We start from the raw sequence: 22,277 nt of genomic DNA, 5'->3' as shown, positions 1-22,277 counted from the left end.
CTAACTTTCTCGCATGGCAAGGATGAGTGCAGAAGAGCGGCGTGAGAGCGTCATCCACGCGGCGATCATCGAGTTCGCCCGCGGTGGGTACAGCGCCACCTCCACCGAGGCGATCGCCAAGCGCGTCGGTGTCTCGCAGCCGTACCTCTTCCGTCTTTTCCCCAACAAGCAGGCCATGTTCCTCGCGGCCGTCGAGCGGTGCTTCGCGGACACCCGCAAGGTCTTCGCCGAGGCCGCGGAGGGGCTTGAGGGTGACGCGGCGGTGACGGCGATGGCCGCCGCGTACCAGCGGCTCATCGTCGACGACCCCGAAAAGCTCCAGATGCAGATGCAGACGTACGCGGCCGTGGCGAGTGCCAGGGCCGCGGGGGATCATGAGTTCGGAGAGACGGTGCGCGCCGCCTGGGCCGAGATGTGGGGCGACGTCCACCTCGCACTCGGTGCCGACGTCGAGGAGACGACGACGTTCTTCGCGTACGGAATGCTCATCAACACGCTGGCCTCGCTCGGCTTCCCGGCCGAGCACCGGGTCTGGTCGGGGTTCTATGGCGCGGCCAGGCCGATCGCCTGAACAGTGCGACCCGGGTTCCGCCCGGTTTTCTGCCCAGAGAAGTTAGTCATTGATAACTAACCCCCAGGGGGAGCAGTGAACCAGCACACAGCAGGCCGCTCGGGAGCGGTCTGGGCCCTTGTCATCACCAGCGTCGCCGGATTCATGGCGGCCCTCGACAACCTCGTGGTCACCACCGCCCTGCCGTCCATCCGCAAGAGCCTCGGCGGCGAGCTCGCCGAGCTGGAATGGACGGTGAACGCCTACACCCTCACCTTCGCCGTCCTGCTGATGCTCGGGGCGGCCCTCGGCGACAGGTTCGGCCGCCGCCGGCTGTTCCTCGCCGGGCTCACCGTCTTCACCGGCGCCTCCGCCGCGGCCGCCCTCTCGCCGGGGATCAACGAACTGATCGCCTTCCGGGCGGTCCAGGGCGTGGGCGCCGCGATCATGATGCCGCTGACGCTCACCCTGCTCACGGCCGCCGTGCCGCCCGCCCGCCGCGGCGCCGCGCTCGGCATCTTCAGCGCGGTCACCGGACTGGCCGTGGCCAGCGGACCCCTGATCGGCGGCAGCCTCACCGAGCACCTGTCCTGGCAGTGGATCTTCTGGCTGAACGTCCCGGTGGGTCTGGCCCTGCTGCCGCTGGCACGGCTGCGCCTGACGGAGTCGTACGCGCCGGACGCGCGGCTCGACATCCCCGGCACGCTCCTGGTCAGCGGCGGACTGTTCGGCATCGTCTACGGCCTGGTCAACGCCAACTCCGACGGCTGGACCAGCCCCACCGTCCTCGGCGCGCTGATCGCGGGTGGAGCGCTCATAGCCGGCTTCATCCGCCACGGGTTCCGCGCGAAGCGCCCCATGCTGCCCATGCGGCTCTTCCGTGACCGCGCGTTCCTCGGGATCAACATGGCGAGCATGCTGATGTTCCTGGGCATGTTCGGTTCGATCTTCCTGCTCAGCCAGTACTTCCAGGGCGTGCTGGGCTACTCGCCCACCGAGGCCGGCCTGCGGATGCTGCCCTGGACCGGAATGCCGATGCTGGTCGCGCCCGTCGCGGGGATGCTCTCCGACCGGTTCGGCGGCCGTCCGGTGGTCGTGGCCGGACTCGTCCTCCAGGCGGTCGGCCTCGCATTCTTCGCGGCGATCATCGCGCCCGACGCCTCGTACGTCTCGCAGCTGCCCGGCCTGATCGTCGGCGGGGTCGGCATGGCCCTGTACTTCGCACCCGCGGCCAGTCTCGTGATGTCCAGCGTCCGCCCCGCGGAGCAGGGCATCGCCTCCGGCGCCAACAACGCCCTGCGCGAGGTCGGCGGAGCCCTCGGGGTCGCCGTGCTCGCCACGGTCTTCTCCTCGCAGGGCGGTTACGAGTCCGCCCAATCCTTCACGGACGGGACCGTTCCGGCAGTGTGGATCGGTGCCTCGGCGGTGGCTCTGGCCGCCCTCGCCGCCCTGCTGATCCCGGGCCGCCGCGGCACCTCGGCCCCGGAGTCCGCGGTGGTCGAGAAGCGTGCCGCCGTCGCCGCCTGAGCCGCGCTTCCGCGCGCACGGTCCGTGGCCCCGCCCGAGCGGCGGGGGCACGGACCGTACCCTTGTCCCCGTGCAGGAACTCCATGACGCCCCCCTCGCCCCCCTGACCACCTTCCGGCTGGGCGGCCCCGCCGCCCGCCTCCTCACGGCGACGACCGACGCCGAGGTGATCGAAGCCGTGCGTGAGGCCGACGGGAGCGGCACCCCGCTGCTCGTCATCGGCGGCGGCAGCAATCTGGTCATCGGCGACAAGGGCTTCGAAGGCACCGCCCTGCGCATCGCGACCAAGGGCTTCGCACTGAACGGCACGGCACTGGAACTCGCCGCCGGTGAGATCTGGACGGACGCCGTGGCCCGCACCGTCCAAGCCGGTCTCGCGGGCATCGAGTGCCTGGCCGGAATCCCGGGCTCCGCCGGTGCGACCCCGATCCAGAACGTCGGCGCGTACGGCCAGGAGGTCTCCTCCACCATCACGGAGGTCGTCGCCTACGACCGGTACACCCGGGAAACGGTCACCATCCCGAACGTCGACTGCGCGTTCTCGTACCGGCACAGCCGCTTCAAGGCCGAACCCGACCGTTTCGTGGTGCTGCGTGTCCGCTTCGAGCTGGAGGACGCGGGCGGCCTGTCCGCGCCGCTGCGGTACGCCGAGACGGCCCGCGCCATGGGCGTCGAACAGGGCGAGCGCGTGCCCGCGGCGGCCGCCCGGGAAACGGTGCTCGGGCTCCGCGCCGGCAAGGGCATGGTGCTGGACCCGGAGGACCACGACTCCTGGTCGGCGGGCTCCTTCTTCACCAACCCGATCCTGGAGGAGGCGGAGTACGAGGCGTTCCTCGCCCGCGCCAAGGACCGGCTCGGCCCCGAGGTGACGCCCCCCGCCTTCCCCGCGGACGGGGGACGCATCAAGACCTCGGCGGCCTGGCTCATCGACAAGGCCGGATTCACCAAGGGGTACGGCACCGGGCCGGCCCGTATCTCCACCAAGCACACCCTCGCCCTCACCAACCGCGGGGAGGCGACCACCGAGGACCTCCTCGCGCTCGCCCGCGAGGTCGTCTCCGGAGTCCGCGAGGCATTCGGCGTCACGCTCGTCAACGAACCCGTGACGGTCGGCGTGAGCCTCTAGGGTCTCCCGCGGCCGCGCCGCTCAGTACGCCAGGCCCACGCCCTGCTTCACCGACGCCGGATCGTCGACCAGCGCCAGCATCGCGTGTGCCACATCGGCGCGCGAGATGGTCCGGCCGCTGCGCGGAGTGCTGCCGACGGCCGTGCGGTACTTCCCCGTCAGCGGCCCGTTGGTGAGCTTCGGCGGCCGTACGGACGTCCAGTCCGTCGCGCTCCGGGCCAGCGCGGCCTCCATCCGCGTCAGATCCGCGTAGACCTCCTTGAGGATCGCTCCGACCACCTTGCGGACCAGCCGGTCCAGCAGCGGGTCGTCGGCCGGCCGGGGGCCGACCGGGGCCGCGCTGACCACCAGCAGCCGCCGCGCCCCCTCGGCCTCCATCGCCGTCAGGACCGACCCGGTGAGCCGCTCGGCGACCCCGTCCGCCTTCCGGCCGCGCGAACCGAGCGCGGAGAGCACCGCGTCCCGGCCCGCGACCGCCTCGCGCAGCGCCTCCGGCTCGTCCATGCGCGCGGCCGTGTGGACCTGTACGTCGGAGAGCAGGACGGGCAGCCGCGCCGGGTCACGGACCACCGCCGTCACCTCGTGGCCCGCCGCCACCGCCTGGCGGACGATCTCCTGACCGACGCCACCCGTCGCGCCGAACACCGTGATCCTCATTGCGCACCCTCCCAGGGTGGGTAAGTACTCACTCACCCATAGAGTGAGTGGATACTCACCAACTCGTCAAGCTTCGCTGGAGTGCACATGGAGCAGAAGCCGGCCCGCGTCCGCATCATCGACGCCGCCCACCAGCTGATGCTCACCATCGGCCTGGCCCGCGCCACCACCAAGGAGATCGCCAGAGCCGCGGGCTGCTCCGAGGCCGCGCTCTACAAGCACTTCGCGAGCAAGGAAGAGCTGTTCGTGGCCGTGCTCAAGGAACGGCTGCCCAGGCTCAACCCGCTGCTGAAGCGGCTCATCGCCTCCCCGGGATCGGGGGAGCGCACCGTCGAGCAGAACCTCACCGAGATCGCCCGCCAGGCCGCACTCTTCTACGAGCAGAGCTTCCCGATCGCCGCCTCGCTGTACGCCGAGCCCAGGCTCAAGGAACGCCACAACGAGGCGATGAGAGAACTCGGCACCGGCCCGCACATGCCCATCCGCGGCCTGGACGCCTACCTCCGCTCCGAGCAGGCGGCCGGCCGGGTGCGGGCCGACGCGGACACCTACGCGGCCGCCTCGCTGCTGCTGGGGGCCTGCGTGCAGCGGGCGTTCGCCTACGAGGCCACGGCGGGCGGTGCGCCGCCGCAGTCCCTCGACGCGTTCGCCGCGTCCGTGGCGAGCGTGCTGATGCGGGGCGTCGGGGTCTGAACTCCCCGGGGGCCGGACCGGTCCTATCCCGCGGGCTTCGCCAGCCAGTCGTCGACGCCCGCCAGGAGCTCCGCCCGTACCGGGGCGGGCGCGGCGGAGCCCCGTACCGACTGGCGGGCCAGCTCCGCGAGCTCCTCGTCCGTGAACGCGTGATGGCGTCGCACGAGGTCGTACTGCGCGGCCAGCCGGGAACCGAAGAGCAGCGGATCGTCCGCGCTCAGCGCCATCGGCACCCCGGCGTCGAACAGTTTGCGCAGGGGTACGTCGGCGGGCTTCTCGTAGACGCCCAGCGCCACGTTCGACGCCGGGCAGACCTCGCAGGTCACTCCGCGCTCCGCCAGCCTGCTCAGCAGCCGCGGGTCCTCGGCGGCCCGTACGCCGTGCCCGATCCGGGCCGCGTCGAGATCGTCCAGGCAGTCCCGCACACTGGCGGGGCCGGACAGCTCACCGCCGTGCGGCGCCGCCAGCAGACCGCCCTCGCGGGCGATGGCGAAGGCCCGGTCGAAGTCCCGGGCCATCCCGCGGCGCTCGTCGTTGGAGAGCCCGAACCCGACCACGCCCCGGTCCGCGTACCGCACCGCGAGCCGGGCGAGGGTGCGGGCGTCCAGCGGATGCTTCATCCGGTTGGCCGCGATCACCACCCGGATCGGCAGACCAGTCGCGCGCGACGCGCTGTCCACCGCGTCCAGGATGATCTCGATCGCCGGGATCAGCCCGCCGAGCAGCGGGGCGTACGAGGTGGGGTCGACCTGGATCTCCAGCCAGCCGGAGCCGTCCGCGACGTCCTCCTGGGCCGCCTCGCGCACCAGCCGCTGAATGTCCTCGGGGGACCTGAGGCAGGACCGGGCGATGTCGTAGAGCCGCTGGAAGCGGAACCACCCGCGCTCGTCCGTGGCCCGCAGTTTCGGCGGCTCGCCGCCGGTCAGGGCATCCGGCAGATGCACGCCGTACTTGTCGGCGAGTTCGAGCAGGGTCGTCGGCCGCATCGACCCGGTGAAATGCAGGTGCAGGTGGGCCTTGGGCAACAGCCGTACATCACGCTCCATCCCAAGATCCTGCCGCACACGTGGGGTCGAGCGGTAGCCGCTTTCCCCATCGAGTTGACGCCCGAACGGAGAAGCGACCCCCGGCGGGAGCGGGGGTTCGCCACCGAATGTGCGGGACGCGCTACGCCTTGGCCTCGGCCAGCAGCTTCTGGAGCCGCGAGACGCCCTCGACGAGGTCGTCGTCACCCAGCGCGTACGAGAGCCGCAGGTAGCCCGGCGTACCGAAGGCCTCGCCCGGTACGACCGCGACCTCGGCCTCGTCCAGGATCAGCGCCGCCAGCTCCACCGAGGTGGCCGGACGCTTTCCGCGGATCTCCTTGCCGAGCAGCTCCTTCACCGAGGGGTACGCGTAGAACGCGCCCTCGGGCTCCGGGCACAGCACCCCGTCGATCTCGTTGAGCATCCGGACGATGGTCTGCCGGCGCCGGTCGAAGGCGGTACGCATCTCGGCGACCGCGTCCAGGTTCCCGGAGACGGCGGCCAGCGCGGCGACCTGGGCCACGTTGGAGACGTTGGACGTGGCGTGCGACTGGAGGTTGGTCGCGGCCTTGACGACGTCCTTCGGGCCGATGATCCAGCCCACCCGCCAGCCGGTCATCGCGTACGTCTTGGCGACACCGTTGACCACGATGCACTTGTCGCGCAGCTCGGGCACGATCGCGGGCAGCGAGGTGAACTTCGCGTCGCCGTAGACCAGGTGCTCGTAGATCTCGTCGGTCAGCACCCACAGGCCGTGCTCGACGGCCCAGCGGCCGATCGCCTCGGCGTCGGCCTCGCTGTACACGGCGCCGGTGGGGTTCGACGGCGAGACGAACAGGACGACCTTCGTGCGCTCGGTGCGCGCCGCCTCCAGCTGCTCGACGGAGACCCGGTAGCCGGTGGTCTCGTCGGCCACGACCTCCACCGGGACGCCGCCGGCCAGCCGGATCGACTCGGGGTAGGTGGTCCAGTACGGAGCGGGGACGATGACCTCGTCGCCCGGGTCGAGGATCGCGGCGAACGCCTCGTAGATGGCCTGCTTGCCACCGTTGGTCACCAGGATCTGCGAGGCGTCGACCTCGTAGCCGGAGTCGCGCAGCGTCTTCTCGGCGATGGCGGCCTTGAGCTCCGGGAGCCCTCCTGCCGGGGTGTAGCGGTGGTACTTCGGGGTGCGGCAGGCCTCGACCGCGGCGTCGACGATGTAGCCGGGGGTGGGGAAGTCGGGCTCACCGGCACCGAAGCCGATCACCGGACGGCCGGCGGCCTTGAGGGCCTTGGCCTTGGCGTCGACGGCGAGGGTGGCGGATTCGGAGATCGCACCGATGCGGGCGGAGACCCGGCGCTCGGAGGGGGAAGTTGCAGCGCTCATGGCCCCCATGGTCCCAGACCGTGATCCCTGTCGGCACAGGGGTTTCAGGGACCGGACACCACTCGGACAGCATGCGGACAAGATGCGACCAGGAGCGGTCGGGAGCTATCTGTTCGACGCCGGGCCGCTGAACACGTACACTCACCTGTCGTTGGCCTTCACCAGCCGCACCGTTTCCGCATCGGAACCATCCGGGGAGATGCGGTAGGTTGGTGGAAACCACAAAGGGTCGTAGCTCAATTGGTAGAGCACTGGTCTCCAAAACCAGCGGTTGGGGGTTCAAGTCCCTCCGGCCCTGCTACACACTCCTTCGCCAGGATGTGTGCGCATGTACGTACTTCAATGCACCGCCGTGCGGCTCCACCGGGCGCGGCACGGCCATGACCCGGAATCAGGTGAGAAGCGTGACGGACGCCGTGGGCTCCATCGACATGCCTGATGCCGAGGATGAAGTACCCGAGTCGAAGAAGAAGACCCGGAAGGGCGGCAAGCGCGGAAAGAAGGGCCCTCTGGGCCGTCTCGCGCTGTTCTACCGCCAGATCGTCGCCGAGCTGCGCAAGGTCGTCTGGCCGACTCGCAGTCAGCTGACGACTTACACCACAGTGGTGATTGTCTTCGTCGTCGTCATGATCGGTCTGGTTACCGTGATTGACTTCGGATTCCAGCGGGTCATCAAGTACGTCTTCGGCTGATCCCGCGGAGGGCGCCTCATGGGCGCCCCTTTCGCATGTTCCACCCATTTGTATCCAGGAAGAAGCAGCCACCGTGTCTGACCCGAACCTGAACGACGCCGTCGAGCCGACGGCGGGCGCCTTCGAGTCCGCCGAGGACGAGCTCGACATCGTCGAGGCGGCGGACGCCGAGGAGCCGGACCAGGCCGAAGCTGCCGACGCCGCCGCGGGTGAGCCCGCCGAGCAGGCCGCCCTGCACGTCGAGGACGAGGAAGAGGCCGCGGAGGCCGAGGCCGACTCCGAGAGCGACGAGGACGACGAGGAAGAGGCCGAGCCGGCCGCCCCCGTCGACGCCGTCACGGCCCTGCGCGACGAGCTGCGCGGCCTTCCCGGCGAGTGGTACGTCATCCACACGTACGCCGGTTACGAGAAGCGCGTGAAGGCCAACCTGGAGCAGCGCGCCGTCTCGCTCAACGTCGAGGACTTCATCTACCAGGCCGAAGTGCCCGAGGAAGAGATCGTCCAGATCAAGAACGGCGAGCGCAAGAACGTCCGCCAGAACAAGCTCCCGGGCTACGTCCTGGTGCGCATGGACCTGACGAACGAGTCCTGGGGCGTCGTCCGCAACACCCCCGGCGTCACCGGCTTCGTGGGCAACGCCTACGACCCGTACCCGCTGACCCTGGACGAGATCGTCAAGATGCTCGCCCCGGAGGCCGAGGAGAAGGCCGCCCGCGAGGCCGCCGAGGCCGAGGGCAAGCCGGCTCCGGCCCGCAAGGTCGAGGTCCAGGTGCTCGACTTCGAGGTGGGCGACTCGGTCACCGTCACCGACGGCCCGTTCGCGACGCTGCAGGCGACGATCAACGAGATCAACGCCGACTCGAAGAAGGTCAAGGGTCTCGTCGAGATCTTCGGCCGCGAGACCCCGGTGGAGCTCAGCTTCGACCAGATCCAGAAGAACTAGCGGCTTCCCGCCAGTTTCTGGACACATGCCTACCGAGCAGGTCAGACCGGCTGTGAAGCCCGTCTGACCTGCTCGGTTTTTGGTCGCGCAGCTATACCCGTTATCGTTGTGCGGTATGCCTCCATCCGGATGATCGGACGGCGGCGAAACACTCTCACTAGGACCCGGAGAGAGCAATGCCTCCCAAGAAGAAGAAGGTCACGGGGCTTATCAAGCTCCAGATCAACGCCGGCGCGGCCAACCCGGCCCCGCCGGTCGGCCCCGCGCTCGGCCAGCACGGCGTCAACATCATGGAATTCTGCAAGGCCTACAACGCCGCGACCGAGTCGCAGCGCGGCATGGTCGTGCCGGTGGAGATCACGGTCTACGAAGACCGTTCCTTCACCTTCGTCACCAAGACTCCGCCGGCCGCGAAGCTGATCCTCAAGGCCGCGGGCGTGGAGAAGGGCTCCGGCGAGCCGCACAAGACCAAGGTCGCCAAGCTGACGGCTGCCCAGGTCCGTGAGATCGCCACGACGAAGCTCCCCGACCTGAACGCCAACGACCTCGACGCCGCGTCGAAGATCATCGCTGGCACCGCCCGTTCCATGGGCATCACGGTCGAAGGCTGATTCAGCCCCTCAGATCCTCAGTGGTAGGGCCAAGCGCTGGCCCGCACCACGACTCCACACCCTGAAACCAACAGGAGTAGAAGTGAAGCGCAGCAAGAACCTCCGCGCTGCGGACGCCAAGGTCGACCGGTCGCGCAACTACGCGCCGCTCGAGGCCGTCCGTCTCGCCAAGGACACCGCCTCCACCAAGTTCGACGGCACCGTCGAGGTCGCGTTCTGCCTGGGTGTCGACCCGCGCAAGGCCGACCAGATGGTCCGTGGCACCGTGAACCTCCCGCACGGCACCGGCAAGACCGCCCGGGTCCTGGTCTTCGCGACCGGTGACCGTGCTGCGGCCGCGGAAGCCGCGGGCGCCGACATCGTCGGCGCCGACGAGCTCATCGACGAGGTGGCGAAGGGCCGTCTGGACTTCGACGCCGTCGTCGCGACCCCGGACCTCATGGGCAAGGTCGGCCGCCTCGGCCGGGTGCTCGGTCCGCGTGGTCTGATGCCGAACCCGAAGACCGGCACCGTCACCCCCGATGTCGTGAAGGCTGTCAACGACATCAAGGGCGGCAAGATCGAGTTCCGCGTCGACAAGCACTCGAACCTGCACTTCATCATCGGCAAGACCTCGTTCGACGAGACCAAGCTGGTGGAGAACTACGCAGCGGCGCTGGAGGAGATCCTCCGTCTGAAGCCGTCCGCCGCCAAGGGCCGCTACATCAAGAAGGCCACCCTGGCCACCACGATGGGCCCCGGCATCCCGCTGGACGCCAACCGCACCCGTAACCTCCTCGTCGAGGAGGACCCGGCCGCCGTCTGAGCCCTCGCGCTCGGCAGCAAGCCGCGTCACGTGTGACATTGACGGGCCCCGCAACCTTTCGAGGTGCGGGGCCCGTCCTCGTATCCGTATTGCCGGGGGCTGTGTCCGAGCCGTGCGTTAGCGTGAGGCCCCGACAGAGCCGAACGAGGGGTGGAAGCGGACATGAGGACCAATACCGTGCGACGCGTGTGTCTGTCGGTGGCGGCGGCAGCGGCGCTGACGTCGGTCGCGGCCTGCAGCGGATCGGACAGCGGTAAGAGCGGCGGCGGCGTCGTGAAGGCCGACCCGATCGCCGCGCTGCTCGACGTACAGAAGAAGACCGGTGGGGAGAGCTCGGCGAAGGTCGAGGGCACTACCCAGATGGGCACCACCATGTCCATGAACCAGAGCGGCACCATCGACTGGACCGACGGTCTCACCGGCGCCATGGAGATCACCTACACCGGCGGCAGCATGGCGGACGCCATGAAGCAGACCGGCGGCACCGGCACGATGCAGGCCCGCTACTTCAAGGACGGCTACGTCGTCAACATGGGCGACGGCTTCGCGAAGCAGACCGGCGGCAAGCACTGGATCAGCTACGGCTACGCCGACCTCGCCAAGATAGCGGGCGCCTCCGGCGAGGCCATGAAGCAGCAGATGCAGAACACCACCCCCGACCAGGGCGTGAAGTCGCTGCTGGCCTCCGGCGACGTGAAGAAGGTCGGCAAGGAGGACGTACGGGGCGTCTCCGCCACGCACTACTCCGGCACCGTCGACGTCGCCGCTCTGACCGCGAAGAACTCCGAGCTCGACGCCGACCAGCTGGAGCAGCTGAAGAAGCAGCTGAGCGACGCCGGCATCACCACGGAGACGGTCGACATCTGGGTCGACGACAACGATCTGCTGGTCAAGAAGACCGAGCGCGGCCAGATGAAGACCGGCGAGCTCAACTCGACGGTGTACTACAGCGACTACGGGACGAAGGTCTCGGTCGAGCAGCCCCCGGCCGCCGACACGGTCGACTTCGCCGAGCTGCTGAAGCAGCAGCAGGGAGCCGGTTCGGGCGCGTCCTGAACCTCCCGGGCCGCCCCGAGCGGGACGGATTTGCTCGGCGCGACTTCGGTCGCGTACTCTCCTACAGAAGCCAAAGACCGCTGGTCGTTGCTGCGCTCTCGCAAGGGGGAACAGTGACCGAAGGATCCGTTGAGTACGGGCGACCTGCGCAGGTGACTGTGGAAAGCTCCCGGACTTCGTTCGGTCGAGCTACGCCCTGGCGCCTGCGCCGGGGCGTTTCGTCTTTCCCGGCCCCTTCTGAGCGGTCCTCATCACCCGGAAGGAGGCCGACGCTCATGGCAAGGCCCGACAAGGCTGCCGCGGTAGCCGAGCTGACGGACCAGTTCCGCAGCTCGAACGCCGCCGTGCTGACCGAGTACCGGGGTCTCACCGTGGCACAGCTCAAGCAGCTGCGCCGTTCGCTCGGTGAGAACGCCCAGTACGCCGTGGTGAAGAACACGCTGACCAAGATTGCGGCCAACGAGGCCGGGATCACTTCGCTGGACGACCAGTTCACTGGTCCGACGGCGGTTGCCTTCATCACCGGTGACCCGGTGGAGTCGGCGAAGGGTCTTCGTGACTTCGCCAAGGAGAACCCGAACCTGATCATCAAGGGCGGTGTCCTTGATGGCAAGGCGCTGTCCGCCGATGAGATCAAGAAGCTTGCGGACCTCGAGTCCCGCGAGGTTCTGCTCAGCAAGCTGGCCGGTGCCTTCAAGGGCAAGCAGTCCCAGGCTGCTTCGCTCTTCCAGGCGCTGCCGTCGAAGTTCGTCCGCACTGCGGAGGCGCTTCGCGTCAAGCTCGAAGAGCAGGGCGGTGCCGAGTAACTCGGCTCGCGCATTGATCGTCGCCCGCTAGGGAGACGGTCGCAGCGGGCCGAACGTACGCCCGCCTACATGTACATCCGGCACCTGCCGAATTAGTGGAAGGACGCCATCATGGCGAAGCTGTCCCAGGACGACCTGCTCGCGCAGTTCGAAGAGATGACCCTCATCGAGCTCTCCGAGTTCGTGAAGGCCTTCGAGGAGAAGTTCGACGTCACCGCCGCCGCGGCCGTCGCCGTCGCCGGTCCGGCCGGCCCGGGTGCCGTTGCCGAGGCCGTCGAGGAGAAGGACGAGTTCGACGTCATCCTCACCGGCGCCGGCGAGAAGAAGATCCAGGTCATCAAGGTCGTGCGTGAGCTGACCTCGCTGGGTCTGAAGGAGGCCAAGGACCTCGTCGACGGCACCCCGAAGCCGGTCCTCGAGAAGGTCGCCAAGGAGGCCGCCGAGAAGGCTGCCGAGTCCCTCAAGGCCGCCGGCGCTTCCGTCGAGGTCAAGTGACTCAGGGAGTCTGCTGACTCCTTCTGGCGCCCCGTGCCGCACGGCACGGACGTCATCTGACGAAGGGCGATCACCCATCCGGGTGGTCGCCCTTCGGCGTACCCGAGGCGGCTGCCTTGCTCTTCCCGCGCCGACGAGTATGGTGATCTTCGCCGTTGCCTCTCGGGGGCGGCCGACCGGCGCCGGGAGGCGGTCGGGTGGGGACCTCGGGGCTTTGTCCCCGCAGGGGGGCCTTGACGAACCGCACGCGGCGCGCAATTCTCAGGACGCGTCGTCACATCGATCCGAATCCGAGGCATGGATCGTGGGCGAAGCGGGCAGTAAAGAAGAGCGCACCACGCGCAAGGGCTAGCCATAGAGGTTGAGAACAGCTGTTGAGAGCAACGTGGGTCTCTGAGAACCCCGACTGGACATCAGTGTGCCGTTTGGCTACACTGACCCTTTGCGCTGCCTGTTAGCTGCCTCCTGCCCGTCACCAGGGGCATGCCCTCGCTTGAGCACCGATGACTGATCGTCTCTGACCTGGCCTTCTTCGGTCGAATCAGGAACCGACTGTCATCGTGTCCGGCTTGGGACCGGTACGCGCGTAGTGAGTCCGAGCCCTCGGAAGGACCCCCTCTTGGCCGCCTCGCGCAACGCCTCGACCGCGAATACGAACAACGGTGCCAGCACCGCCCCGCTGCGCATCTCCTTTGCAAAGATCAAGGAGCCCCTCGAGGTTCCGAACCTCCTCGCGCTGCAGACCGAGAGCTTTGACTGGCTCCTCGGCAATGCCGCATGGAAGGCTCGCGTCGAGGCTGCTCTGGACAGTGGACAGAACGTCCCCACCAAGTCCGGCCTGGAAGAGATCTTCGAGGAGATCTCGCCGATCGAGGACTTCTCCGGGTCGATGTCGCTGACTTTCCGCGACCACCGCTTCGAGCCCCCGAAGAATTCGATCGACGAGTGCAAGGAGCGCGACTTCACGTTCGCCGCCCCGCTCTTCGTCACCGCCGAGTTCACCAACAACGAGACCGGCGAGATCAAGTCCCAGACGGTCTTCATGGGCGACTTCCCGCTCATGACCAACAAGGGCACCTTCGTCATCAACGGCACCGAGCGTGTCGTCGTGTCGCAGCTGGTCCGCTCGCCGGGTGTCTACTTCGACTCCTCCATCGACAAGACGTCCGACAAGGACATCTTCTCCGCCAAGATCATCCCGTCCCGGGGTGCCTGGCTGGAGATGGAGATCGACAAGCGCGACATGGTCGGTGTCCGCATCGACCGCAAGCGCAAGCAGTCCGTCACCGTTCTCCTGAAGGCTCTCGGTTGGACGACCGAGCAGATCCTGGAGGAGTTCGGCGAGTACGAGTCGATGCGCGCCACCCTGGAGAAGGACCACACCCAGGGCCAGGACGACGCGCTGCTCGACATCTACCGCAAGCTGCGTCCGGGCGAGCCGCCCACCCGTGAGGCCGCTCAGACGCTGCTCGAGAACCTCTACTTCAACCCGAAGCGCTACGACCTCGCGAAGGTCGGCCGCTACAAGGTGAACAAGAAGCTCGGCGCCGACGAGCCGCTGGACGCCGGTGTGCTCACCAGCGACGACGTCATCGCGACGATCAAGTACCTGGTCAAGCTGCACGCCGGTGAGACCGAGACGGTCGGCGAGTCCGGTCGCTCGATCATGGTCGAGACCGACGACATCGACCACTTCGGCAACCGTCGTATCCGCAACGTCGGCGAGCTGATCCAGAACCAGGTCCGTACGGGTCTCGCCCGTATGGAGCGCGTCGTGCGCGAGCGCATGACCACCCAGGACGTCGAGGCGATCACGCCGCAGACCCTGATCAACATCCGGCCGGTCGTCGCCTCCATCAAGGAGTTCTTCGGCACCAGCCAGCTGTCCCAGTTCATGGACCAGAACAACCCGCTGTCGGGCCTGACGCACAAGCGTCGTCTCAACGCCCTCGGCCCGGGTGGTCTCTCCCGTGAGCGGGCCGGCTTCGAAGTCCGTGACGTGCACCCGTCGCACTACGGCCGCATGTGCCCGATCGAGACGCCGGAAGGCCCGAACATCGGTCTGATCGGCTCGCTGGCCTCCTACGGCCGGATCAACGCGTTCGGCTTCATCGAGACGCCGTACCGCAAGGTCGTCGAGGGCCAGGTCACCGACGAGGTCGACTACCTGACCGCCGACGAGGAGGACCGCTTCGTCATCGCGCAGGCCAACGCGCCGCTGACCGACGAGCTCCGGTTCGCCGAGTCCCGCGTGCTGGTCCGCCGCCGTGGCGGCGAGGTCGACTACGTGCCCGGCACGGACGTCGACTACATGGACGTCTCGCCGCGCCAGATGGTGTCCGTCGCGACCGCGATGATCCCGTTCCTGGAGCACGACGACGCCAACCGTGCCCTCATGGGCGCGAACATGATGCGGCAGGCGGTGCCGCTGATCAAGTCGGAGGCCCCGCTCGTCGGCACCGGCATGGAGTACCGCTGCGCCACCGACGCCGGCGACGTGCTCAAGGCCGAGAAGGACGGTGTGGTCCAGGAGGTCTCCGCGGACTACATCACCGTCACCAACGACGACGGCACGTACACCACGTACCGCATCGCCAAGTTCATGCGCTCCAACCAGGGCACCTCGGTCAACCAGAAGGTTGTCGTCTCCGAGGGCGACCGGGTCGTCGCCGACCAGGTCCTCGCCGACGGTCCGGCCACCGAGTTCGGTGAGATGGCCCTCGGCAAGAACCTGCTCGTGGCGTTCATGCCGTGGGAGGGTCACAACTACGAGGACGCGATCATCCTGTCGCAGCGCCTCGTGCAGGACGACGTCCTCTCCTCGATCCACATCGAGGAGCACGAGGTCGACGCCCGTGACACCAAGCTCGGCCCGGAGGAGATCACCCGGGACATCCCGAACGTCTCCGAAGAGGTCCTCGCCGACCTCGACGAGCGCGGCATCATCCGTATCGGTGCCGAGGTCGTCGCCGGTGACATCCTCGTCGGCAAGGTCACGCCCAAGGGTGAGACCGAGCTGACCCCCGAGGAGCGCCTGCTCCGCGCGATCTTCGGTGAGAAGGCGCGCGAGGTGCGCGACACCTCGCTGAAGGTGCCGCACGGTGAGATCGGCAAGGTCATCGGCGTCCGCGTCTTCGACCGCGAAGAGGGCGACGAGCTGCCGCCGGGCGTGAACCAGCTGGTCCGCGTCTACGTCGCGCAGAAGCGCAAGATCACCGACGGTGACAAGCTCGCCGGCCGTCACGGCAACAAGGGCGTCATCTCGAAGATCCTGCCGATCGAGGACATGCCGTTCCTGGAGGACGGCACCCCGGTCGACATCATCCTCAACCCGCTGGGTGTCCCGTCCCGAATGAACCCGGGACAGGTCCTGGAGATCCACCTCGGCTGGCTCGCCAGCCGCGGCTGGGACGTCTCCGGCCTCGGTGACGAGTGGGCCAAGCGCCTGCAGGCCATCGGCGCCGACCAGGTCGCCCCCGGCACCAACGTCGCCACCCCCGTCTTCGACGGTGCGCGCGAGGACGAGATCTCCGGTCTCTTCGAGGCCACGATCCCGAACCGCGACGGCGACCGCCTGGTACAGCCCTCCGGCAAGGCCAACCTGTTCGACGGCCGCTCCGGCGAGCCGTTCCCGGACCCGGTCTCGGTCGGCTACATGTACATCCTGAAGCTGCACCACCTCGTCGACGACAAGCTGCACGCTCGTTCGACGGGCCCGTACTCCATGATCACCCAGCAGCCGCTGGGTGGTAAGGCTCAGTTCGGTGGACAGCGATTCGGTGAGATGGAGGTGTGGGCCCTTGAGGCTTACGGCGCCGCATACGCCCTCCAGGAGCTCCTGACGATCAAGTCCGACGACGTGACCGGCCGCGTGAAGGTCTACGAGGCCATCGTCAAGGGCGAGAACATCCCCGAGCCGGGTATCCCTGAGTCCTTCAAGGTGCTCATCAAGGAAATGCAGTCGCTCTGCCTCAATGTGGAGGTGCTGTCCTCGGACGGCATGTCCATCGAGATGCGCGACACGGACGAGGACGTCTTCCGCGCGGCGGAGGAGCTCGGTATCGACCTGTCCCGGCGCGAGCCGAGCAGCGTCGAAGAGGTCTGACGGGTTGGCCGGCCGGATCCCAGTGATCCGGCCGGCTCTCCCCGGACCCGTTCAGACCATTGCTGAAGTGCCCCGATTTCTCGCCTGACGCGAGGGGGCTCGAACCCCCGAAAGAGGGATTGACGACAAGTGCTCGACGTCAACTTCTTCGACGAGCTGCGGATCGGCCTTGCCACCGCGGACGACATCCGGACCTGGTCCCACGGCGAAGTGAAGAAGCCGGAGACCATCAACTACCGCACGCTCAAGCCCGAAAAGGACGGACTCTTCTGCGAGAAGATCTTCGGTCCGACCCGGGACTGGGAGTGCTACTGCGGCAAGTACAAGCGTGTCCGCTTCAAGGGCATCATCTGTGAGCGCTGTGGCGTCGAGGTCACGCGCGCCAAGGTGCGTCGTGAGCGCATGGGCCACATCGAGCTTGCCGCTCCCGTCACCCACATCTGGTACTTCAAGGGCGTCCCGTCGCGCCTGGGCTACCTCCTCGACCTCGCGCCGAAGGACCTCGAGAAGGTCATCTACTTCGCCGCGTACATGATCACGTTCGTGGACGAGGAGCGCCGTACGCGCGACCTGCCGTCGCTGGAGGCGCACGTCTCCGTCGAGCGTCAGCAGATCGAGAACCGCCGCGACGCCGACCTCGAAGCCCGCGCCAAGAAGCTCGAGACCGACCTGGCCGAGCTGGAGGCCGAGGGCGCCAAGGCCGACGTGCGCCGCAAGGTGCGCGAAGGTGCCGAGCGTGAGATGAAGCAGCTGCGCGACCGTGCGCAGCGCGAGATCGACCGCCTCGACGAGGTGTGGAGCCGCTTCAAGAACCTCAAGGTCCAGGACCTGGAGGGCGACGAGCTGCTCTACCGCGAGCTGCGTGACCGCTTCGGCACGTACTTCGACGGCTGCATGGGTGCCGCCGCCCTGCAGAAGCGCCTGGAGTCCTTCGACCTCGACGAGGAGGCCGAGCGCCTCCGCGAGATCATCCGTACCGGCAAGGGCCAGAAGAAGACCCGTGCGCTCAAGCGCCTCAAGGTCGTCTCCGCGTTCCTGCAGACCAGCAACAAGCCCAAGGGCATGGTGCTCGACTGCGTGCCGGTCATCCCGCCGGACCTGCGTCCGATGGTGCAGCTGGACGGTGGCCGCTTCGCGACCTCCGACCTGAACGACCTGTACCGCCGCGTGATCAACCGCAACAACCGCCTCAAGCGTCTCCTTGACCTCGGTGCCCCCGAGATCATCGTGAACAACGAGAAGCGGATGCTGCAGGAGGCCGTCGACGCGCTGTTCGACAACGGCCGCCGCGGTCGCCCGGTCACCGGTCCCGGCAACCGCCCGCTCAAGTCCCTCAGCGACATGCTGAAGGGCAAGCAGGGTCGATTCCGTCAGAACCTTCTCGGTAAGCGTGTGGACTACTCCGCGCGTTCCGTGATCGTCGTCGGCCCGCAGCTCAAGCTGCACCAGTGCGGTCTGCCGAAGGCCATGGCGCTGGAGCTCTTCAAGCCGTTCGTGATGAAGCGCCTGGTCGACCTGAACCACGCGCAGAACATCAAGTCGGCCAAGCGCATGGTCGAGCGCGGCCGCACGGTCGTGTACGACGTCCTGGAAGAGGTCATCGCCGAGCACCCGGTTCTCCTGAACCGTGCGCCGACGCTGCACCGCCTCGGCATCCAGGCCTTCGAGCCGCAGCTGGTCGAGGGCAAGGCCATCCAGATCCACCCGCTCGTCTGCACCGCGTTCAACGCGGACTTCGACGGTGACCAGATGGCCGTGCACCTGCCGCTCTCCGCGGAGGCGCAGGCCGAGGCCCGCATCCTGATGCTGTCCTCGAACAACATCCTGAAGCCGGCCGACGGTCGCCCCGTCACCATGCCGACCCAGGACATGGTGCTGGGCCTGTTCTTCCTCACCACGGACGAGGAGGAGCGCAAGGTCATCGGCCAGGGCCGTTCCTTCGGTTCGACGGCCGAGGCGATCATGGCCTTCGACGCCCGCGAGCTGTCGCTCCAGGCGAAGGTCGACATCCGCTTCCCGGTGGGCACCATCCCGCCGCGCGGCTGGGTGCCGCCGGTCGCCGAGGAAGGCGAGCAGGAGTACCAGCAGGGCGACACGTTCCGGCTGCGTACGTCCCTGGGCCGCGCGCTCTTCAACGAGCTGCTGCCCGAGGACTACCCGTTCGTCGACTACTCGGTCGGCAAGAAGCAGCTCTCCGAGATCGTCAACGACCTCGCCGAGCGCTACCCCAAGGTCATCGTGGCGGCGACGCTCGACAACCTGAAGGCGGCGGGCTTCCACTGGGCGACCCGTTCCGGTGTCACCGTGGCCATCTCCGACGTCGTGGTCCCCGAGGCCAAGAAGGCGATCGTCGCCGGCTACGAGGCGCAGGACGAGAAGGTCCAGAAGCAGTACGAGCGCGGTCTGATCACCAAGGACGAGCGCACGCAGGAACTCATCGCGATCTGGACCAAGGCGACCAACGAGGTTGCCGAGGCGATGAACGCGAACTTCCCCAAGACGAACCCCATCTTCATGATGGTTGACTCGGGTGCCCGAGGAAACATGATGCAGATGCGGCAGATCGCCGGTATGCGTGGTCTGGTGTCCAACGCCAAGAACGAGACGATCCCGCGTCCCATCAAGGCGTCCTTCCGTGAGGGCCTCACCGTTCTGGAGTACTTCATCTCCACGCACGGTGCCCGTAAGGGTCTGGCGGACACCGCCCTGCGTACCGCCGACTCGGGTTACCTGACCCGTCGTCTGGTGGACGTCTCGCAGGACGTGATCATTCGCGAGGAGGACTGCGGCACCGACCGCGGCCTCAAGCTGAAGATCGCCGTCAAGGGTGCGGACGGTGTGCTCCGCAAGACGGAGGACGTCGAGACCTCGGTCTACGCCCGCATGCTCGCCGAGGACGTCGTCGTCGACGGCAAGGTCATCGCGCCTGCCAACGTCGACCTCGGTGACGTCCTGATCGACGCCCTGGTGGGCGCCGGCGTCGAGGAGGTCAAGACCCGTTCGGTCCTGACCTGTGAGTCCGCGGTCGGCACCTGTGCCTTCTGCTACGGACGCTCGCTCGCCACCGGCAAGCTGGTCGACATCGGTGAGGCGGTCGGCATCATCGCCGCCCAGTCCATCGGTGAGCCCGGTACCCAGCTGACGATGCGTACCTTCCACACCGGTGGTGTGGCCGGTGACGACATCACCCAGGGTCTGCCCCGAGTCGTCGAGCTCTTCGAAGCCCGTACGCCCAAGGGTGTCGCCCCGATCTCGGAGTCCGCCGGCCGGGTCCGGATCGAGGAGACCGAGAAGACCAAGAAGCTCGTGGTCACGCCGGACGACGGCAGCGACGAGATCCCCTTCCCGATCTCGAAGCGCGCCCGTCTGCTGGTGGGCGAGGGCGACCACGTCGAGGTGGGCCAGAAGCTCACCGTGGGTGCCACCAACCCGCACGACGTGCTGCGGATCCTCGGGCAGCGCGCGGTCCAGGTCCACCTGGTCGGCGAGGTCCAGAAGGTCTACAACTCGCAGGGCGTGTCGATCCACGACAAGCACATCGAGATCATCATCCGGCAGATGCTGCGCCGCGTGACGATCATCGAGTCCGGCGACGCGGAGCTGCTGCCGGGCGAGCTCGTCGAGCGCTCGAAGTTCGAGACCGAGAACCGTCGTGTGGTCACCGAGGGCGGTCACCCCGCCTCCGGCCGTCCGCAGCTGATGGGTATCACCAAGGCCTCGCTGGCGACGGAGTCGTGGCTGTCCGCGGCTTCCTTCCAGGAGACGACCAGGGTCCTGACGGACGCGGCGATCAACGCCAAGTCCGACTCCCTGATCGGCCTCAAGGAGAACGTCATCATCGGTAAGCTCATCCCGGCCGGTACGGGTCTGTCCCGCTACCGCAACATCCGGGTCGAGCCGACCGAGGAGGCCAAGGCCGCGATGTACTCGGCCGTCGGCTACGACGACATCGACTACTCGCCGTTCGGCACGGGCTCCGGCCAGGCCGTTCCGCTGGAGGACTACGACTACGGTCCGTACAACCAGTAAGCGAGTCGCTTGACCGACGGAGGGCGGTCACCCCGTTTCGTACGGGGTGGCCGCCCTCCGGCGTACGCGCGAAGGCGCAAACTCGTTCCCCTCACCTCCGCAGTGACGGATGATGGGGGGATACAGATCGTCCGGGGGAGTTGGTTGTGTCGTATCCGCCGAGGCAGCCGGACCGGCTGCCTCGGCGCAGAGCCCGTCGATGCTGGCCTCGCACGCGGAGCGCGAGCGCGCTGTCGATGTGCTGCGGGCCGGTTTCGCCGAGGGGCGTCTTGATGACGGAGAGCTGGAGAAGCGGGTCGCGCGGGCCCACGAGGCCCGGACCGTGGGGGAACTGAGCCTTCTCGTCGACGACCTGCCCCAGGGCCCTTTCTTCTCCGGGCCCGCCCCCGCCGGCCACTACGGCCCCGCTGTGCCGGCGACCTTCCTGCCCGCGCCGCAGCTCAGGACGAACGGCAAGGCCAAGGGTGCGCTGGTCTTCGGCGTCCTGGCCCCGGTGACCGCGGTGACGGGGGTGCCCGCGGTCGTTCTCGGGCACATGGCGCGCAAGGAGATACGGCGCAGTGACGAGCAGGGCGACGGCCTGGCGGTCGCCGGGCTCGTGCTGGGATGGGCGTCGATCATCGGCTGGATATTGCTCGTGGCTGGGTTCGTCACCGCCGTGATCGTCACGCGCTGAGGTCGTCGGCGTGCGGCGTGTGGAGGCGCGCCGCATTTGTTTTGACCGGAGTCGATGAGGTAGGTACGCTCAGACCTTGTGCCTGGGGTGTGCCTGGGCTCGTGTGCGTGTCCTCAACCGCATGGCGAGTCCGTCATTGGCTACCGCAATCTGCGCTCCTTCTGCCTTGCGGCAGAAGCCTGCAGTATTCGACACACCCGACCGCGTGGGTCGGTGACGTTCCAGGTTAGTTTCACGAACGGCACACAGAAACCGGAGAAGTAGTGCCTACGATCCAGCAGCTGGTCCGGAAGGGCCGGCAGGACAAGGTCGAGAAGAACAAGACGCCCGCGCTCGAGGGTTCGCCCCAGCGCCGCGGCGTCTGCACGCGTGTGTTCACGACCACCCCGAAGAAGCCGAACTCGGCACTCCGTAAGGTCGCGCGTGTGCGTCTGACCTCCGGTATCGAGGTCACGGCCTACATCCCGGGTGAGGGACACAACCTGCAGGAGCACTCGATCGTGCTCGTGCGTGGTGGCCGTGTGAAGGACCTGCCGGGTGTTCGTTACAAGATCATCCGCGGCTCGCTCGACACCCAGGGTGTCAAGAACCGCAAGCAGGCCCGCAGCCGCTACGGCGCCAAGAAGGAGAAGTAAGAATGCCTCGTAAGGGCCCCGCCCCGAAGCGCCCGGTCATCATCGACCCGGTCTACAGCTCTCCTCTTGTCACCTCGCTGATCAACAAGATCCTGCTGGACGGCAAGCGTTCCACCGCCGAGCGGATCGTGTACGGCGCCATGGAAGGCCTCCGCGAGAAGACCGGCAACGACCCGGTCATCACGCTGAAGCGCGCGCTTGAGAACGTCAAGCCCTCGCTCGAGGTCAAGTCCCGCCGTGTCGGTGGCGCCACCTACCAGGTGCCGATCGAGGTCAAGCCCGGTCGTGCCTCCACCCTCGCCCTGCGCTGGCTCGTGGGCTACTCCCGCGCCCGCCGCGAGAAGACCATGACCGAGCGCCTCATGAACGAGCTGCTCGACGCCTCCAACGGTCTTGGCGCTGCCGTCAAGAAGCGCGAGGACACCCACAAGATGGCCGAGTCCAACAAGGCCTTCGCGCACTACCGCTGGTAGTCGC

General features: G+C 67.8%; 19 protein-coding genes and 1 tRNA gene. 17 read left to right on the top strand and 3 right to left on the bottom strand.

The window, feature by feature from the left end:
* Positions 1 to 22: 22 nt before the first annotated feature.
* From ACFV8T_RS06765 to ACFV8T_RS06755, 3 genes are all read left to right on the top strand, one after another.
* Entirely contained in the window at positions 23 to 571 is a 549-nt protein-coding gene (locus tag ACFV8T_RS06765; RefSeq protein WP_385325262.1) for a TetR/AcrR family transcriptional regulator, read from the top strand.
* Between the two features lie 75 nt (positions 572 to 646).
* Positions 647 to 2,077 (top strand): MFS transporter, encoded by a 1,431-nt coding sequence (locus ACFV8T_RS06760; RefSeq protein ID WP_385325260.1) that lies wholly within the window; start codon positions 647 to 649, stop codon positions 2,075 to 2,077.
* A gap of 70 nt (positions 2,078 to 2,147) precedes the next feature.
* The gene (locus tag ACFV8T_RS06755) at positions 2,148 to 3,203 is read left to right on the top strand and encodes a UDP-N-acetylmuramate dehydrogenase (RefSeq protein WP_385325259.1); all 1,056 of its coding nucleotides are present in this window, start codon (positions 2,148 to 2,150) and stop codon (positions 3,201 to 3,203) included.
* Positions 3,204 to 3,224: 21 nt separating this feature from the next.
* On the opposite strand, the gene ACFV8T_RS06750 is transcribed toward ACFV8T_RS06755, so the two are convergent.
* Positions 3,225 to 3,860, bottom strand: coding sequence for an NAD(P)-dependent oxidoreductase (locus tag ACFV8T_RS06750; protein WP_385325258.1), 636 nt, complete (start codon positions 3,858 to 3,860; stop codon positions 3,225 to 3,227).
* Between the two features lie 87 nt (positions 3,861 to 3,947).
* Here ACFV8T_RS06750 and ACFV8T_RS06745 point away from each other — a divergent pair, with 87 nt between their 5' ends.
* The gene (locus ACFV8T_RS06745) at positions 3,948 to 4,553 is read left to right on the top strand and encodes a TetR/AcrR family transcriptional regulator (protein WP_385325257.1); all 606 of its coding nucleotides are present in this window, start codon (positions 3,948 to 3,950) and stop codon (positions 4,551 to 4,553) included.
* Positions 4,554 to 4,576: 23 nt separating this feature from the next.
* Here ACFV8T_RS06745 and ACFV8T_RS06740 read toward each other — a convergent pair whose 3' ends face one another.
* A complete protein-coding gene (locus ACFV8T_RS06740) occupies positions 4,577 to 5,599 on the bottom strand; it encodes an adenosine deaminase (RefSeq protein WP_385325255.1) in 1,023 nt (340 codons plus the stop codon).
* Between the two features lie 121 nt (positions 5,600 to 5,720).
* Positions 5,721 to 6,947 (bottom strand): pyridoxal phosphate-dependent aminotransferase, encoded by a 1,227-nt coding sequence (locus ACFV8T_RS06735; RefSeq protein ID WP_385325254.1) that lies wholly within the window; start codon positions 6,945 to 6,947, stop codon positions 5,721 to 5,723.
* Between the two features lie 225 nt (positions 6,948 to 7,172).
* Between ACFV8T_RS06735 and ACFV8T_RS06730 the strand changes: the two genes are divergently transcribed.
* The 13 genes from ACFV8T_RS06730 to rpsG all read left to right on the top strand — a co-directional run bounded on the left by ACFV8T_RS06730 (position 7,173) and on the right by rpsG (position 22,273).
* Positions 7,173 to 7,245 (top strand) — tRNA-Trp (locus ACFV8T_RS06730).
* Positions 7,246 to 7,351: 106 nt separating this feature from the next.
* Positions 7,352 to 7,639: a preprotein translocase subunit SecE gene (secE, locus tag ACFV8T_RS06725; RefSeq protein ID WP_093540775.1), complete on the top strand. Its 288-nt coding sequence runs from the start codon at positions 7,352 to 7,354 to the stop codon at positions 7,637 to 7,639.
* A gap of 73 nt (positions 7,640 to 7,712) precedes the next feature.
* Entirely contained in the window at positions 7,713 to 8,582 is an 870-nt protein-coding gene (gene nusG / locus ACFV8T_RS06720; RefSeq protein ID WP_385325253.1) for a transcription termination/antitermination protein NusG, read from the top strand.
* A gap of 176 nt (positions 8,583 to 8,758) precedes the next feature.
* Positions 8,759 to 9,193, top strand: coding sequence for a 50S ribosomal protein L11 (gene rplK, locus ACFV8T_RS06715; protein WP_006126872.1), 435 nt, complete (start codon positions 8,759 to 8,761; stop codon positions 9,191 to 9,193).
* 82 nt (positions 9,194 to 9,275) lie between these two features.
* Complete coding sequence (gene rplA, locus ACFV8T_RS06710; RefSeq protein WP_266415520.1) at positions 9,276 to 9,998, top strand: 50S ribosomal protein L1; 723 nt, start codon at positions 9,276 to 9,278, stop codon at positions 9,996 to 9,998.
* A gap of 162 nt (positions 9,999 to 10,160) precedes the next feature.
* A complete protein-coding gene (locus ACFV8T_RS06705) occupies positions 10,161 to 11,054 on the top strand; it encodes a hypothetical protein (RefSeq protein ID WP_385325251.1) in 894 nt (297 codons plus the stop codon).
* A 275-nt stretch (positions 11,055 to 11,329) separates the two neighbouring features.
* Complete coding sequence (gene rplJ, locus ACFV8T_RS06700) at positions 11,330 to 11,860, top strand: 50S ribosomal protein L10 (RefSeq protein WP_385325249.1); 531 nt, start codon at positions 11,330 to 11,332, stop codon at positions 11,858 to 11,860.
* A 111-nt stretch (positions 11,861 to 11,971) separates the two neighbouring features.
* Entirely contained in the window at positions 11,972 to 12,355 is a 384-nt protein-coding gene (gene rplL / locus ACFV8T_RS06695; protein ID WP_114246089.1) for a 50S ribosomal protein L7/L12, read from the top strand.
* 619 nt (positions 12,356 to 12,974) lie between these two features.
* Positions 12,975 to 16,460 carry a DNA-directed RNA polymerase subunit beta gene (rpoB, locus tag ACFV8T_RS06690; RefSeq protein WP_266415513.1) on the top strand — a complete coding sequence of 1,162 codons (3,486 nt, stop codon included), beginning with the start codon at positions 12,975 to 12,977 and terminating at the stop codon, positions 16,458 to 16,460.
* 129 nt (positions 16,461 to 16,589) lie between these two features.
* On the top strand, positions 16,590 to 20,489 hold the full coding sequence (locus tag ACFV8T_RS06685) for a DNA-directed RNA polymerase subunit beta' (RefSeq protein WP_093540768.1): 3,900 nt from the start codon (positions 16,590 to 16,592) through the stop codon (positions 20,487 to 20,489).
* A 199-nt stretch (positions 20,490 to 20,688) separates the two neighbouring features.
* A complete protein-coding gene (locus ACFV8T_RS06680) occupies positions 20,689 to 21,165 on the top strand; it encodes a DUF1707 and DUF4190 domain-containing protein (RefSeq protein ID WP_385325247.1) in 477 nt (158 codons plus the stop codon).
* Positions 21,166 to 21,428: 263 nt separating this feature from the next.
* Positions 21,429 to 21,800 carry a 30S ribosomal protein S12 gene (rpsL, locus tag ACFV8T_RS06675; protein ID WP_003948652.1) on the top strand — a complete coding sequence of 124 codons (372 nt, stop codon included), beginning with the start codon at positions 21,429 to 21,431 and terminating at the stop codon, positions 21,798 to 21,800.
* 2 nt (positions 21,801 to 21,802) lie between these two features.
* A complete protein-coding gene (gene rpsG / locus ACFV8T_RS06670) occupies positions 21,803 to 22,273 on the top strand; it encodes a 30S ribosomal protein S7 (RefSeq protein ID WP_007445917.1) in 471 nt (156 codons plus the stop codon).
* Positions 22,274 to 22,277 lie beyond the last annotated feature (4 nt).

The sequence above is a fragment of the Streptomyces sp. NPDC059832 genome, assembly GCF_042731715.1.
In the GTDB taxonomy this organism is placed as follows: Bacteria; Actinomycetota; Actinomycetes; order Streptomycetales; family Streptomycetaceae; genus Streptomyces.
This window is presented reverse-complemented; position numbering and strand designations above follow the sequence as displayed.

Bases quoted from the DNA above. Each gene is read 5' to 3' on its own strand.
- ACFV8T_RS06765 (WP_385325262.1), top strand. From the start codon at position 23: ATGAGTGCAGAAGAGCGGCGTGAGAGCGTCATCCACGCGGCGATCATC.
- ACFV8T_RS06750 (WP_385325258.1), bottom strand. From the start codon at position 3,860: ATGAGGATCACGGTGTTCGGCGCGACGGGTGGCGTCGGTCAGGAGATC.
- ACFV8T_RS06745 (WP_385325257.1), top strand. From the start codon at position 3,948: ATGGAGCAGAAGCCGGCCCGCGTCCGCATCATCGACGCCGCCCACCAG.
- ACFV8T_RS06740 (WP_385325255.1), bottom strand. From the start codon at position 5,599: ATGGAGCGTGATGTACGGCTGTTGCCCAAGGCCCACCTGCACCTGCAT.
- ACFV8T_RS06735 (WP_385325254.1), bottom strand. From the start codon at position 6,947: ATGAGCGCTGCAACTTCCCCCTCCGAGCGCCGGGTCTCCGCCCGCATC.
- rplK (WP_006126872.1), top strand. From the start codon at position 8,759: ATGCCTCCCAAGAAGAAGAAGGTCACGGGGCTTATCAAGCTCCAGATC.
- ACFV8T_RS06705 (WP_385325251.1), top strand. From the start codon at position 10,161: ATGAGGACCAATACCGTGCGACGCGTGTGTCTGTCGGTGGCGGCGGCA.
- rplJ (WP_385325249.1), top strand. From the start codon at position 11,330: ATGGCAAGGCCCGACAAGGCTGCCGCGGTAGCCGAGCTGACGGACCAG.
- rplL (WP_114246089.1), top strand. From the start codon at position 11,972: ATGGCGAAGCTGTCCCAGGACGACCTGCTCGCGCAGTTCGAAGAGATG.
- ACFV8T_RS06680 (WP_385325247.1), top strand. From the start codon at position 20,689: ATGCTGGCCTCGCACGCGGAGCGCGAGCGCGCTGTCGATGTGCTGCGG.
- rpsG (WP_007445917.1), top strand. From the start codon at position 21,803: ATGCCTCGTAAGGGCCCCGCCCCGAAGCGCCCGGTCATCATCGACCCG.